A 14,186-nucleotide genomic window follows, 5' to 3' on the forward strand; every position below is an offset into this window, starting at 1 on the left:
GAGGACAAACATCTAGCCGCTGCCGTTTTCCCCCTCCAACAGTTTGCGATACCGCGCCAGCTTTGAGCCGACGCTTTCCATGAAAACGCGAACGCGCGCGGCACGGCGCAAATCGGGGTGGGTGAGGATCCACAATTCGTTGTGCAACTCGGGCACGGTGCCGCCGATGCGCACAATGTCGGCGTTGGCGTCGCCGATGAAGCAGGGCAGGCACCCGCAGCCAATGCCGGCGGCGACGGCCTCGGCAAGACCCAGAACCGTGCTGACGCGATACACGACGTGCTGCATGTTGACATTGTCGTGCATCCAGCGCGCTGCCGAAAGGCCCGACAGATTGGCGCCAAATCCGACCCACGGCACGGTTTTCTCTTCGGCTGCCTTTTCGTCCATGCTCTTGGGGCGATAGAGCGCCCAATTGATCGCGCTGATCCGGCGGCCGAACAGGGATTCCGGGGGCTTGTCGGTCGCGCGGATGGCGACATCGGCATCCCGCCGTGCCAGATTGAGCGTCTGATTGCCGACAATCAGGTCGAGACGGATGTCGGGATAGGTCTTGCAAAAATCAGCGAAGATCGGCGTCAGCAGATGCATAATCATCGTGTCATTGGTCGTGACGCGCAATTCGCCGGAGGGCTTCACGTCGCGGCCCGCAACCTTGCGCTCGAAGTCCAGAATGTCCTCATACATCCGCCCGGCGAGCGTCGTCATTTCTTCGCCGGCGGCAGTCAATGCGTAGCCCGCCCGGCCGCGCTCGAACAATCTTACCCCGAGCGATTCTTCCAGGGCGCCCAGACGCCGAAAAACGGTGGAATGGTTCAGTCCTAGCGCTTCCGCCGCGGCGGCGAGGGTTCGAGTGTCCGCGATAGCTTTTACGAGACGAAAATCATCCCATGTGGACATGCTAGACATCGTGTCGCTTCCCTCTCACGCACGCACATTATCAATCCCGCCCCAGGGTGACCGGGCAAAGGCAAAGCTGCACGTGTCATTATCCGTCTGTGCGCATGGTTGCCGATGCCGCTTCCAAAATGCAATTCGTCCGAACTGCTGTCCGCTAGCCTTGCACTGCAAACCAAGGCGGCTCCCGACATAGCGACTGGGACCGCCACAAACAACGCTATAAATAATTTGTTTAAATAGCGGTGACATGTTGCGCGTCTGCAAAGTCCGCGTCAACGTCAAAAAAGTGTAAATCATGCTTTTTTGAGCGGGGATTGTGCGAAAAATCAATCAAATCCGGGGTGCCGCCGCCCGCGCAAGCCGATCGTTAATGGCCTCGCCCAGGTCCGTCATGGGGATGGGGGCGACGGCAATTGTCGGAGCGCCCGCCGCATCGAGTCGGTGCAAGTAGGCGAAGAGATGCGCCGCGCCTTCCATGAGGTCCCCCGCGGGGGACAGGTCGAGATAGGGCCCTTGATGGCCGGCGAGTTGGCCGGCGAAATCGAGAACGGCGTCGTCGGGCCTGGGCTGGAGTACTCCGAGCCGGACGGCCGCGCGCGGCGCGTAATGGGACACGAGTTGACCCGGCGCGACTGGCGCCACTTGATCGTCGGCACAACCCGTCGAGACATGGGTTAAGGGCGCGCGCAATACCGCCTCGATTTGGGCACGGGTGACACCGCCAGGACGCAGAAGAACCGGATGCGGATCAAGGCAGGAAACAATCGTCGATTCGACGCCGACTTCCGTGGGGCCGGCATCCAGAACGAGATCGATACGGCCTGCGAGATCGGCGAAGACATGCTGCGCGCTCGACGGGCTGATCCGGCCGGAACGATTGGCCGAAGGGGCTGCGACGGGGCGGTCCACCGCCCGCAGCAACTCTTGCGCGACCGGATGCCGCGGCACGCGCAGTGCGACGCTCGCAAGCCCAGCGCGGGCGAGGGAAGACACGGTAGCGGTGCCTGCAAGCGGAACGACCAAGGTCAGAGGCCCGGGCCAGAAGGCCTGCGCGAGCCACAATGCCGCGCCGTCGAAAACACCCTGCCGCTGCGCCGCCGCGAGGTCGGGCACATGGGCGATCAGCGGGTTGAACGTGGGGCGTTCCTTCGCAGCGTAAATTCCAGCAACCGCCTGATCCGAGGAGGCGTCCGCCCCGAGCCCATAGACCGTCTCGGTCGGAAAGGACACGAGGCCGCCGGCGCGGATTACCTGTGCCGCGCGCGCAATCGCGGCGGGATCGGCGGCGAGCAAGTGGGTCTTGGTGGCGCTAGGGATATTCATGCGCGCTGATTAGTCTTAGCCGCGGCAGGAGACAATTGCATTTTTCTGCGATTTGGTTTATATGTGAACTAACGCGTTGCGTCGCGAGGGAATTTATCAAAAATAGTACCAAAGGTCACTGTTCGTGACCCTTGGCATAACAATGAACGCTTTGTTCGGGAGAGAGTCATGCCGTTCCGTGCGCCCGTAGCCGATATGCTCTTCATTATGCGTCACGTCGCCCGGATGGATGCATTGGTAGCGGACGGGACGTTGAGCGATTTGGCCGATGGTGCGGCAGAGGACATTCTCGCCCAAGCCGGCAAACTGGCCGAAGACGTTCTCGCGCCGCTCAACCGTGTCGGCGACCAGCACGGCATTTCGCTCAGCGAAGGCAAGGTAACGACGGCGCCTGGCTGGCCGGCCGCCTACGGCCAGTGGCGGGATGGCGGCTGGAACGGCATTGCCGCTGCGCCGGATTTTGGCGGTATGGGCTTGCCACATCTGCTGAACGCCGGCTGCATCGAATTGTGGAACACCGCCAATATGGCGTTCGCACTTTGCCCGCTGCTCAATATGGGTGCGATCGAGGCTGTGACGGTGCATGCTTCGGACGAATTGAAAAATCTCTATCTCGCCAAAATGATTTCGGGCGAGTGGACTGGTACGATGAACCTGACCGAGCCGCAGGCGGGTTCCGATCTCAGCGCCTTGCGCACCAAGGCCGCGCCGCACGAGGACGGTTCTTACCGCATCACCGGCAACAAGATTTTCATCACCTATGGCGAGCACGATATGGCGGAAAATATCGTGCACCTGGTGCTCGCACGGCTGCCCGATGCGCCGCCCGGCACGCGCGGCATTTCGTTGTTTCTGGTGCCGAAATATCTGGTGAATGCCGATGGTTCGCTTGGTGCGCATAACGATCTGCGCTGTTCGGGCGTCGAACATAAGCTCGGCATTCATGCCTCGCCCACTTGCAGCATGGCCTATGGCGACAATGGCGGCGCGATCGGCTGGCTGATCGGCGAGGAGAACAAGGGCCTCGCGTGCATGTTCACGATGATGAACAACGCGCGGCTCGGGGTTGGGTTGCAAGGCGTCGGAATCGCCGAGCGGGCAACCCAGCAGGCGCTCGAATTTGCCCGCGAGCGCAAGCAAGGCAAAGTGCCGGGTGATAAGGCGGAGGGCATGAGTCCAATTGTGCTGCACGCCGATATCCGCCGTAATCTCATGACGATGAAAGCACTCACCCAGGCCGCGCGGGCCATCTGCTATCTGACGGCAGTATCGCTCGATCTCGCCCACCGCGCCGCGACGCCGGAAGCGCGCAAGGCGGCGGCGGAGCGGGCTGGGCTACTTACGCCGATCGCCAAGGCATTTTCGACCGACATTGGCAATGAAGTCGCCTCCATCGGCGTGCAGATTCATGGCGGTATGGGCTTCATCGAGGAAACGGGCGCGGCGCAACACATGCGCGATGCGCGCATCGCCGCGATTTACGAAGGCACGAACGGCATTCAGGCCATCGATCTTGTTCAGCGCAAATTGCCGTTGTCGAACGGCGCCGCCTTCAAACAGGAAATGGCGCTGATGTGTGCCAGCATCGAGGCGGCGCGTGCACTGAATGCGCCGGAGTTCGGCGCGAGTGTGGCGCGTATGGCCGAGACGCTCGATGCGCTCGCTCGCGCCAGCGATGCGATGTATGAGATGCTGGCGCAAAAATCCGACGATGCGCTCGCCGGCGCGACCCCTTATCTGCGCCTCTTCGGCCTGGCTCGTGGCGGCACGGCGCTGCTCGATAGCGCCGTTGCAGCGCATCGCTTGGCGCAGGGTGGCGAGAGCGATCCGGCGCACGCGGCGCGCATTGCCGTCGCGCGGTTCTTCGCGGAAAACGTTGCGCCGCAGGCCGGCGGGCTCGAAGCGATGGTGACTGAGGGAGCCGCGTCGTTGCGCCAGGTTACGGATATTCTGGCTGCCGAATAACGAAATGGCTGCGGTGCAGCGTTGGCGGTGATCCGTCATAGAGAATTCGAAACATCTATCGAGGAACGTCCTGTGAGCGAGCATATACACGTCGAGCAAATCGGCCACATCGTCAAAGTCGTGTTGGTGCGGCCGGAGAAGAAGAACGCGCTGACCGGTGCGATGTATGAAACGCTGATCCAAACGCTACGCAAAGCGGACGAGGATGCGTCGGTCCGCGCCATCGTCATCACTGGATCCGGCGGCGTCTTTAGCGCCGGCAATGACATTCTCGATTTCATCAGCGCCGTGCAGAAGGGCGTGGGCGAAATTCCGGCCTTACGCTTCGTCAAGGCGATCGCGCAGTGCGACACACCGCTGATCGCCGCCGTCGAAGGAAACGCCGTCGGTGTTGGCACCACCCTGTGCCTTCATTGCGACTTGGTTTACGCCGCTCCCGGCGCCATGTTCCGGACACCCTTCGTCGATCTCGGCCTCGTTCCGGAGGCTGGCTCGTCATTGCTGCTGCCGCAACGGATCGGCGCGGCCAAGGCGGCCGAAATGCTGTTGCTGGGCGATCCGCTCAGCGCTGAACAAGCCCATGCCGCCGGCCTCGTGAATGCGGTTCTGCCGGCGAGCGAGTTGGTCGCGCACGCAATGGCCCAAGCGAATAGGCTCGCTGCGAAGCCGGTGCAAGCCATCGCCGCAACGCGGCGCCTGATGCGCGGGAGCCGGGGGGAAGTGCTGGCACGCATCGACGAAGAGGCCAAGGCGTTCGCAGCGGCCTTGCGGTCGAAAGAGGCACAAGCGGCTTTCGCGGCCTTCATGACCAAGAGCAAATAATTTGTCTTCATTTCAGTTGTGGAGCATAGGCCGATGACTTCTCTCGCAGGCAAGACACTTTTCATCACCGGCGGTTCGCGCGGCATCGGTCTCGCGATCGCTTTGCGCGCGGCGCGCGATGGCGCGAACATTGCGGTGGCCGCGAAGACCACGGAGCCGCATCCCAAACTGCCAGGCACGATCTATTCCGCTGCAGAGGAGATCGAGAAGTCGGGGGGCAAGGCTTTGCCGATCGTGCTCGACGTGCGCGACGAGGACGCAGTGAAGCAGGCGCTGGAAATGACAGCGCAGACATTTGGCGGGCTCGATATTGTCGTCAACAATGCCAGCGCCATTTCGATCACCGACAGCCAGGCGACGGAGATGAAGCGTTTCGATCTGATGCATCAGATCAATGCGCGCGGCACGTTCATGGTATCGAAATATGCCGTGCCGTACCTCGCCAAGGCAGAGAACCCGCATATTCTCATGCTCTCGCCGCCGCTTGACATGAAGGAAAAATGGTTTGCCCCCCATACCGCCTATTCCATGGCGAAATACGGCATGAGCCTCGTCGTGCTGGGGCTTGCCGGCGAACTGCGGCGCAAGGGCATTGCAGTCAACGCGCTCTGGCCGCGCACCACCATCGCGACATCCGCCGTGCAGAACCTGCTCGGCGGCGACTCGCTGATCCGTGCCTCGCGCAAACCCGAGATCTTGGCTGATGCGGCGCATCTGATTTTCACCACGCCGGCGAAGAGCCTGACCGGCCAGTTCCTGATCGACGACACGTTCTTGTTCGAGCGCGGGGTTCACGATTTCGACCATTATCGCGTCGACCCCAGCGTTGCTCTGGCGCCGGACTTTTTCGTGCCCGACGACTCCGTGCCGCCGGTGAGTTTGGCGAAGGTGGGCAGCTAAAGCTCGTTTCAGAGGGGGCTTGTCTTTCTTGGAATTAAATTCCAGATATAGGCGATGATGGACAAACACTCTCCTCAAACTTGGTGGCATCGCCTCGAGATGCGGCGGCAAGAGCTCGGCCTGTCGATCGCCGATCTCGCTCGGCAGTCGGGCCTGGCTTACGAAAATGTCGCCAAATATGTCCGCGGCGAGGTCGAAAATCCGCGCGGCGGCAGCCTGTCTGCGCTCGCGGTCGCGCTGGGCATGTCGGAGCAGGGGCTGCGGTTCGGCGTCGCGATCACGCCACATAAGGAAAAAATCCAAATGACTCAAGCGGTTAACCTGGCCATCGAGGCCATCAAACGTGGCGAAATGGTCATTGTGACGGACGATGACGACCGCGAGAACGAAGGCGACATCGTCGTCGCCGCCTCGCTCTGCACGCCCGAACAGATGGCCTTCATCATCCGCAATTGCTGCGGCATCGTCTGCGCGCCGCTGACCTCGAGCGAGGCGCGCCGCTTGCGGCTGGATCCGATGGTGCCGATGAACGACGCACCGCTCGGGACGGCCTTCACGGTTTCCGTTGACGTGCGGCATGGCCTTACTACCGGCATTTCCTCCGAGCAGCGCACCAATACGGTGCGGGCTCTGGCGAACGGCAATATCGGCGCGAGTGATTTCGTGCGGCCGGGCCATATTTTCCCGCTGATCGCCAAGGAGGGCGGTGTGCTGATGCGCTCCGGCCACACTGAGGCCGCGGTGGATCTGTGCAAGCTCGCCGGGCTACCACCGGTCGGCGTGATCTGCGAATTGGTGAACGATGACGGCACCGTCATGCGCGGCCCGCAGATCGTCGAGTTTGCCGCCAAGCATAAGATCAAGATGATTTCGGTTGCCGATCTCATCGCATGGCGGCAGGCACGCGAGAAATTGGTGGAGCATATTGCCGCCTTCCCGGTGAAGACCGAGATCGGCGAGGTCATGGGGCACGCCTATCGCACGCCCTTCGATACCGTGCATCATTTCGCCTTTGTCTACGGCAACATCGGCGACGGCGAGAATATCCCGGCGCGCTTGCACCGGGCGGATATTTTGAACGACGTGTTTAATAGCCACAACGGCATCGACAAGGCGCTGGAGCACTTCAAGAAGGACGGCAAGGGCGTGCTCGTCTATTTGCGCGACGGGACAGCCGGTGTGCCGCTCACGACGGTTGGACACGACAACGAAGGGTCTGATGCAGCGCGCAGCAAACAATGGCGCGAAGTCGGGCTTGGCGCGCAGATCCTGCGCGACCTGGGCGTCTCATCGATCCGATTGCTCGCGTCGTCAGAGCGCACGTATGTCGGCTTGTCGGGCTTCGGCATCGAGATCGCCGCGACAGAGGGACTGGAGTGAAGTCTGGACCTGCGCTGCCGGGCAATCGCGGGTCGTGCGCCCGTGGTTCCGGCAGCGGGTTCTAAGTTAGGTCAACATGCGCACGATCCCGCTCGCCCATCAACAAACGCTCACTCTGGCACTTCCGGCGATCTTGATGGGGATCATCAATGTCACCCCGGATTCGTTTTCCGATGGCGGGCTTTGGCAGCAAGCCGAGTCGGCTGTCGCGCAAGGGGTGCGCCTTGCGGGCGAGGGCGCGGCGATCCTGGATATCGGCGGTGAATCAACGCGGCCGGGGTCGTCGCCTGTCGACGCCGATGAGGAAATTCGGCGCATTGTACCGGTCATTCAAGGGTTGCGCCGGGCGACTTCGCTGCCGCTGTCCGTCGACACGATGAAAGCAAAGGTTGCCCGCGCGGCGCTCGAAGCCGGCGCGGCCGTCGTGAACGACGTCTGGGGCTTTCAGTTCGATCCCGATATTGCGCAGGTGGCCGCCGACTATGGCGCTGCTTGCGTCCTGATGCACAACCGGCGCGACATTGATCCGGCGGCGGATATGATCGCGGAGGTCAAGGACTTTTGGGCGCGGTCGATCGACCTCGCCCTGCGCGCCGGCGTCCGGCCGGAGCAGATTTTGCTGGACCCTGGCTTCGGGTTTGGCAAGACGCCGGAGCAGAATCTTCAGCTCGTCCACCATTTGCCCGAGCTTATGAGCTTGAATTGTCCGATCTTGCTTGGCGTCTCGCGCAAGAGCACGATCGGCCGCATCACGCGACAAGCCGTCGCGGCGGAACGCATTCCCGGCACGCTGGCGGCAGGTCTCTATGGCGTCCAGCAAGGCGCGGCGGTTTTGCGCGTGCATGATGTCGCCGCGCACCGCCAAGCGCTGCAAGTCTGGCAGGCCATCGCAGACGTTTCGTTGCCACCTTGACCTGTCGCCGCCATTCAAAAGTTCGTCCGATGGCCGCGATAAAGACGTTTCACTCGTGTTGTAAATTCGATAGAAAGGCGTCAAACTGTAGCAGGCTCGGGGACTTATGGCGGCCAAGATCATCGACGGAAAGATCGCAATCAGTGATCTGCGCCTGCACGCCTATCACGGCTTTTACGATTCCGAGCGCGAACACGGGCAGATGTTCGCCCTCGACATCCGCATTTCGGCGGACATCGACTACGCTGCCATGCGTGACGATCTCGCCCGGTCTGTGGACTACGGCAAAGTGACGAAACTTGCCGTCGATGTCTTCTGCAAGACCCAGCACCGGCTGATCGAGGCCGCGGCCTACGCCGTGGGCGATGCGTTGCTGAACGGCTTTCCGCAAATCCGCCGTCTCACCATTCGCGTGCGTAAGCTTGCGCCGCCAATTCCGCATCAAATGGATTCCGTTTCGGTCGAACTGGATCTTGCTCGCGATGGCTGAGTGGGTTGAGGCGTGCATCGGGCTTGGCGGCAATGTCGGCGACGTGCGCCAGCATTTGCGTGCGGCGCTGCATCTGTTGCGGCAGGCCCCCGGAATGCAAGCGCTGCAGGCTTCCTCCCTTTTTCGCACGCCGCCATGGGGCAAGCTCGATCAGCCGCCGTTTCTCAATATGGCGGCGATTGTGCGCACCAGCCTCTCGCCGCAGGAACTCCTGGCGCTGTGTCTCGCGATCGAACGCGCGCAGGGCCGGGTGCGCGAGGACCGGTGGGGACCGCGGACGCTCGATCTCGATATTCTGACCTACGGCGATCGGCATATTGCCGAGCCCGGACTCGCCATTCCGCATCCGCATATGGCGGTTCGTGCTTTCGTTTTGGCGCCGCTGGCCGAGATCGCTCCAGACCTGCGGGTGAATGATGTGCCGGTACGAGACCTGCTGGCGCAACTGGACATCAGCGGCATCGAGAACATTGGGGCGCTTGAGGGGTAAATGTCCCCATTGTCGGCCCAGATTTTCATGTAAGATATTGAATAGTCAAGTCTATTCTCCCTATCAGTTCGTTCCCAAAAACGGTTCATATGCTTACCAATCGGTCGCCCGCAGGTCTCACCGCCAGCCGATATTTGACGGGTTTGAAATTGAAGCGAACGGGTGGTTTTCGCATGCCTTGGCGAGGACCGGTGTGGCGCCCAGATTTGCTCCCTCAGCGCGATTGATCCTGTCCTTGGCGCCTCCACCACGGCAGGGGTCGTCTCCGCTTGGCGCTTATCGTACGCGCATCCGTCCTCTGGCTCATGCCTTTGTTATTCCGGGACAAAATGCGTGTTCATGATATGTTCTTTGGCGATATGTGTCAAGCTAAAAAGAGCCTCCATTCGCTAAAAGTTGCACTAAAGAATATTTGTGATATATTACAGGTATGGACATCTAAAATGCGGGTGAAACCGAATTATGAGCGGTGCGCATCAAAATCAGCAAGAGAGGGACAGCGCGTCTCCGACCCTGGCCGATCAGGCGTATCGGCTGCTGGAAGATGAGATCGTCAGACTGCAATTGCCGCCGGGGGCACTGGTCACCGAGCAGCAATTGGCGAGCCGGTTTGCGCTCGGTCGCACGCCGGTGCGCGAGGCGGCGCTGCGTCTGGTGTCGGACCGGCTGCTGACGATTTTCCCGCGCAAAGGATTGATGATTGCGACGATCAATCCCCTTGACGTGCTCCTCGCCCTCGACGTGCGGGCGGCGCTCGAACGCCTCGTCGCGTCCGCGGCTGCTGTTCACGCGGATGCCGAGGAGCGCGTCGCGATCCAAGCCTGTTCACAGGCCATGGGTGCGGCGGCGGAAGCAGGGGACGCAGACCGGTTCATGCAGCAGGACAAGAAATTCGACCGTTTGCTCGCGGCCACCGCGCGAAACCCGTTCGCCGCGCAGGCTCTGCTGCCGCTGCAGATCATGTCGCGCCGGGCGTGGTATTTTTTCCTGCGCAATGACGATTTGTCGCCGGCTGCGGCGCTGCACGTGGCCGTCATGCAGGCCGTCACGGCAGGGGATGCCACGGCCGCGGCGCAAGCCTCCGATATTTTGATCGCCCATATCCGTGACGGCATCAAAATGGCTGTTGCGCGGATGTGAGCGCGGCTCGCCCTATGATGACCACACGACCGATCATACGATTTATACCAAAGATCACGACGAGTGACCGTTGGTTCCTTTCTTCATTTTTCGCCTCTTCAAGGCGAAGGCGAAAAATGAAGGGCGGTCCAAAGGTCGCTTCTCGCGACCTTTGGTATTATCCGGCGGCCATCAGGGCTTCGACATGCGCCGCCGTCGAGGCGGCAAGGCCCTGCAGATCGTAACCGCCTTCGAGCACCGATACGAGCCGGCCGCGTGCGTGGACATCGGCCAATTCCATCAGCCGCAATGTGATCCAGGCAAAATCAGCCTCATCGAGATTGAGATTGCCGAGCGGATCGCGGCGGTGCGCATCGAAGCCCGCCGAGACGACGATGAGATCCGGCGCAAAACCCGCGACACGCGGCAGGATCACCTCATTCATGGCAGCGTGAAACGCCGCGCTGCCGTCTCCGGCCCGCAAGGGCGCATTGACGATATTGTTGTGGGCGCCGGTTTCCTGGCGTGCGCCGGTGCCGGGGTAGAGGGGCATCTCGTGGGTCGAAGCATAGAGAACGCTGCCGTCGTTCCAAAAAATATCTTGCGTGCCGTTGCCATGATGAACGTCAAAATCGATGATCGCCACCCGCTCCGCGCCATGCGTGGCCTGCGCATGCCTTGCCGCGATGGCGACGTGATTGATGAAACAGAAACCCATGGGCGTCGTGCGCTCGGCATGATGGCCCGGCGGCCGGGTCGCAACGAAGGCGTTGCGTGCAGCGCCCGACATGACCGCGTCGACGGCCCGAATCGCCCCGCCGGCGGCGCGCATGGCGGCCTGCCAGCTATGGGGATTCAGCGCCGTGTCGCTGTCCAAACGGACCAAACCCTGCGTCGGCACGGCTTCTTCGAGCGCTTCGAGATACTCGGTGGGATGCGCGCGTTGCACCGCCGCAAGCTCCGCGAGCGGTGCCTCCTCGCGAACGAGTCTGTCGAAACGCGGATTGGCAAGTGCGCGATGGATCGCGCGCAATCGATCGGGACGCTCCGGGTGGCCTGGGCCCATGTCATGGGCGAGGCAGATGTCATGGGTCAAAAGCAGCGTGCTCACGAAAACCTCATGTAAGTCAGAGCGCTGGATATTTTCTCGGAGGCTGCTGCGGGGCCCGGGAGGCGAGCTCCCGCCCCACTATAGGGTGGCTTCGGTATCGCAGCCTAGTCTTTTCCGACTGTGGCTATAAGCCCACACCACTCGTTTTGTGTGCTTAAACACCTATTAATGGGACCGATTTATGGTAATCAAAACGTGAATTTGCCAAAAGGGTGAAAAACTGGGGTTTGAACAATGAAATTTATGTCCAAGATTGCGGCGGCAATTTTATTGAGCAGTGCGCTTGCAGGTTGCGGCTACCAGACCACGCCTGATCCGACTTTGTCGGCACAAGATTCCGAATGGGTCGCGATGGTGCCAAATCCGCCGATCGACCCGAATTACAATCGCTATATGATCGATTACAAGAGTGACGAGAAGCCGGGTACGATCATCATCGATACCAAGGTCAATTATCTTTACTACATTCTTGGCAACAACAAGGCGATCCGTTACGGCGTCGCCACCGGTTCCGAAGCTGCAGGCTGGACCGGCGAGGCGACGGTCGGCCGCAAGGCCGAGTGGCCGCATTGGATGCCGCCGGCCGACATGCTCGAACGTTGGCCGCATTTGAAGCCGACCGCGGATGCAGGCGGGTTGCCTGGCGGGCCGGACAATCCGCTCGGCGCACGTGCGCTCTATCTCTATCAGGGAAACACCGACACCTTGTACCGCATCCATGGCACCAACGAACCGGAAGCCATCGGTCATTCGGTTTCGTCGGGCTGCATCCGCATGCGCAACATCGACGCGATCGACCTCTACAATCGTGTCGAGATCGGCGCCAAAGTCGTCGTGCTCTGATCCGGCGCGTTGAATAATAGCAACGGTCACGGAGAGTGACCGTTGGTTCCTTTCTTCATTCTTCGCCTTTTCAAGGCGATAGCGAAAAATGAAGATTGGCCAAAGGTCGCTCTTTGCCACCTTTGGTATAAGCAATGCAAAACGGCGGCCCGCAAGGCCGCCGTTGTTGTTACTAACCGATGCGGCCTTAGGCAGAATTCGCTCACGTGCTTTCGGGCGGTAGATCGCGCAAAAACGCCGGCATGTCCTTCTGCGTTTCAGTCTTGCTCTCTGGCCTGCGCGCGGATTCGACGGCGCCGCGTACGGCGGAAATGCCGATATGCTTACCGTGATGCGTATCCTGCTTCGGCTGCGGTGAGCTAGCTGGGCGCTTGTGGGGGGCAGCGGTCTTCATGACGATTCAAGGGTCCCTAGTATCTGCTTTCGCGAAAAGGCGTCAGCGTTAATAGGATGCGCGCCGAATCAAGCGTCGGCAAGGCCCCTCTGTGAAGAAAATGTGACGAAAAATTAGATGGTTAACGCCAAAGGGTTAGATTTTGGCTGATGCTGCGTTGCACGTTGCGACCTGTTGCAATGCAAACATTTTAAGCGGCGTCGGTTTCGCCCAGATTGATCTCGACCACCTCCGGCGGCCGCATGAAGCGTACGGGCATGATGCTGGTGCCGAGGCCGGCCGAAATGATGAGGTGTTTGTTGCCCTCGACAATGTGTCCATAGATGTAACGCGAATCGGCGCCGGCCGTCGCGACGAAGCTTTGTGTCAGGCCGGGAACGTTCACTTGGCCGCCATGAGTGTGCCCGCACAAGGTGAGCGCCACCTGCTCGGGCACATGCGGAAAAATGCGCGGTTCGTGGGCCAGCAGAATGATTGGCGCCTCGTCTTTCACTTTCGCCAAGGTGCCGGGCAGGTCGTCGGCGCCGATACGGCCGCCTTTGGCATGGTGATGAACAAAGGCGAGCTGATCGCTGAGGCCGAGCAGCCAGAAAGCCCGGCCTTGTGCATTCGCGAGGCGAATGGCGTCATTTTCCAAAACCTGAATATTCGCGCGTTTTAATCCGAGGCGCACGGATTTGCCCCCGTCGCCCGGTAGGGTCATCAGCGGCCCGTGCCACCAATCGTGATTGCCAAGAATCGCGTAGACGCCGAGTGGCGCTTGCAGCACCGACAGCGCTTCACCCCAAGCTTCCGGCAGAACGGGGCCCGTGACCACGTTATGCCCGGCAACATAATCGCCGAGTATGACGATGAGATCGGGCTGAAGCGTGTTGGTGAAGTCGGCGATATGCCTGATGCGGGCGGCGGGCATCCATGGCTCGCAGGCATGAATATCCGCGATCACGGCGATCTTGAGCCTTTGGCCGACCGGCCAGCGGGGCAGGGCGGGCGCGTAGCGCGTCAAGGTGAGGAGAAAGCCTGGTTCGACGGCGAAAGCATACGAACCAAGGCCCAGGGTCCCGAGCGCTACACCGCTCGCGCCGGTGAGAAACGCGCGCCGCGTGACTAGCGCCATGCGCGGCCTCCCGCATTCCGGCGGCCGATCGTGGGTGGTCTCGTCAACCCGTTCTCCTCTCCTACAGGGTCGAGGAGATACGGGCTAATTGAAGCGGATCAAAGACCGATCCGTGCAAAAATGATATGTGGTCGTCCCGCTGCGTGCAAACGGGGGAGCGGCTCAAGCGGCGAGGTCGTCGCCGCGCAAAATCGCGGGCAGGTCCTCGATTTTGCGCATGGGCTCCGGCTGACGGCCGGCTTCGTTGCCGACGTGCAGCGCAGCCGCGACGGCGGAAATGCCGATATCGCGATAAAGGCGGGTCAAGAGATCGCGCGCATCTTCACGGTTCGGTTGCGGCATGGGGTGCGGATAAAATGGATCTTGGCTCAACATGGGAACTCGCGACAAACAAGGCTGGTTAATGGCGACTTGCGGGC

General features: G+C 61.1%; 15 protein-coding genes. 9 read left to right on the forward strand and 6 right to left on the reverse strand.

Features of this window, described 5'->3' with window-relative positions; all coding sequences use genetic code 11:
* Positions 1-12 precede the first annotated feature (12 nt).
* Positions 13-900 (reverse strand): LysR family transcriptional regulator, encoded by an 888-nt coding sequence (locus tag V9T28_RS07510; protein ID WP_116398394.1) that lies wholly within the window; start codon positions 898-900, stop codon positions 13-15.
* A 330-nt stretch (positions 901-1,230) separates the two neighbouring features.
* Positions 1,231-2,223, reverse strand: a complete 993-nt coding sequence (locus V9T28_RS07515; RefSeq protein ID WP_116398395.1) for an L-threonylcarbamoyladenylate synthase — start codon at positions 2,221-2,223, stop codon at positions 1,231-1,233.
* A gap of 168 nt (positions 2,224-2,391) precedes the next feature.
* Here V9T28_RS07515 and V9T28_RS07520 point away from each other — a divergent pair, with 168 nt between their 5' ends.
* The 8 genes from V9T28_RS07520 to V9T28_RS07555 all read left to right on the forward strand — a co-directional run bounded on the left by V9T28_RS07520 (position 2,392) and on the right by V9T28_RS07555 (position 10,323).
* Complete coding sequence (locus tag V9T28_RS07520) at positions 2,392-4,188, forward strand: acyl-CoA dehydrogenase family protein (protein WP_116398396.1); 1,797 nt, start codon at positions 2,392-2,394, stop codon at positions 4,186-4,188.
* Between the two features lie 72 nt (positions 4,189-4,260).
* Complete coding sequence (locus V9T28_RS07525) at positions 4,261-5,010, forward strand: enoyl-CoA hydratase-related protein (protein ID WP_116398397.1); 750 nt, start codon at positions 4,261-4,263, stop codon at positions 5,008-5,010.
* Between the two features lie 33 nt (positions 5,011-5,043).
* Positions 5,044-5,910 carry an SDR family oxidoreductase gene (locus tag V9T28_RS07530; RefSeq protein ID WP_116398398.1) on the forward strand — a complete coding sequence of 289 codons (867 nt, stop codon included), beginning with the start codon at positions 5,044-5,046 and terminating at the stop codon, positions 5,908-5,910.
* Between the two features lie 57 nt (positions 5,911-5,967).
* Entirely contained in the window at positions 5,968-7,290 is a 1,323-nt protein-coding gene (gene ribB / locus V9T28_RS07535) for a 3,4-dihydroxy-2-butanone-4-phosphate synthase (protein WP_245423956.1), read from the forward strand.
* Between the two features lie 76 nt (positions 7,291-7,366).
* Positions 7,367-8,203 carry a dihydropteroate synthase gene (gene folP / locus V9T28_RS07540; RefSeq protein ID WP_116398400.1) on the forward strand — a complete coding sequence of 279 codons (837 nt, stop codon included), beginning with the start codon at positions 7,367-7,369 and terminating at the stop codon, positions 8,201-8,203.
* Positions 8,204-8,309: 106 nt separating this feature from the next.
* Positions 8,310-8,693 carry a dihydroneopterin aldolase gene (gene folB, locus V9T28_RS07545; RefSeq protein ID WP_116398401.1) on the forward strand — a complete coding sequence of 128 codons (384 nt, stop codon included), beginning with the start codon at positions 8,310-8,312 and terminating at the stop codon, positions 8,691-8,693.
* Positions 8,686-9,183 (forward strand): 2-amino-4-hydroxy-6-hydroxymethyldihydropteridine diphosphokinase, encoded by a 498-nt coding sequence (folK, locus tag V9T28_RS07550; RefSeq protein ID WP_116398402.1) that lies wholly within the window; start codon positions 8,686-8,688, stop codon positions 9,181-9,183. The genes folB and folK overlap by 8 nt, the downstream gene beginning before the upstream one ends.
* 462 nt (positions 9,184-9,645) lie before the next feature.
* On the forward strand, positions 9,646-10,323 hold the full coding sequence (locus tag V9T28_RS07555; RefSeq protein ID WP_116398403.1) for a GntR family transcriptional regulator: 678 nt from the start codon (positions 9,646-9,648) through the stop codon (positions 10,321-10,323).
* A 157-nt stretch (positions 10,324-10,480) separates the two neighbouring features.
* Here the strand turns inward: V9T28_RS07555 and V9T28_RS07560 are convergent, their stop codons facing one another.
* A complete protein-coding gene (locus tag V9T28_RS07560; protein ID WP_116398404.1) occupies positions 10,481-11,413 on the reverse strand; it encodes a histone deacetylase family protein in 933 nt (310 codons plus the stop codon).
* Between the two features lie 234 nt (positions 11,414-11,647).
* Here V9T28_RS07560 and V9T28_RS07565 point away from each other — a divergent pair, with 234 nt between their 5' ends.
* Positions 11,648-12,256: a L,D-transpeptidase gene (locus tag V9T28_RS07565; protein WP_116398405.1), complete on the forward strand. Its 609-nt coding sequence runs from the start codon at positions 11,648-11,650 to the stop codon at positions 12,254-12,256.
* Between the two features lie 202 nt (positions 12,257-12,458).
* Here V9T28_RS07565 and V9T28_RS07570 read toward each other — a convergent pair whose 3' ends face one another.
* The 3 genes from V9T28_RS07570 to V9T28_RS07580 all read right to left on the reverse strand — a co-directional run bounded on the left by V9T28_RS07570 (position 12,459) and on the right by V9T28_RS07580 (position 14,142).
* Positions 12,459-12,650: a hypothetical protein gene (locus V9T28_RS07570; RefSeq protein ID WP_116398406.1), complete on the reverse strand. Its 192-nt coding sequence runs from the start codon at positions 12,648-12,650 to the stop codon at positions 12,459-12,461.
* Positions 12,651-12,840: 190 nt separating this feature from the next.
* A complete protein-coding gene (locus V9T28_RS07575) occupies positions 12,841-13,767 on the reverse strand; it encodes a metallophosphoesterase (RefSeq protein ID WP_116398407.1) in 927 nt (308 codons plus the stop codon).
* Between the two features lie 162 nt (positions 13,768-13,929).
* Positions 13,930-14,142: a hypothetical protein gene (locus tag V9T28_RS07580; RefSeq protein ID WP_245423804.1), complete on the reverse strand. Its 213-nt coding sequence runs from the start codon at positions 14,140-14,142 to the stop codon at positions 13,930-13,932.
* Between the last annotated feature and the right edge of the window lie 44 nt (positions 14,143-14,186).

This window comes from Methylovirgula sp. 4M-Z18 (assembly GCF_037890675.1).
In the GTDB taxonomy this organism is placed as follows: domain Bacteria; phylum Pseudomonadota; class Alphaproteobacteria; order Rhizobiales; family Beijerinckiaceae; genus 4M-Z18.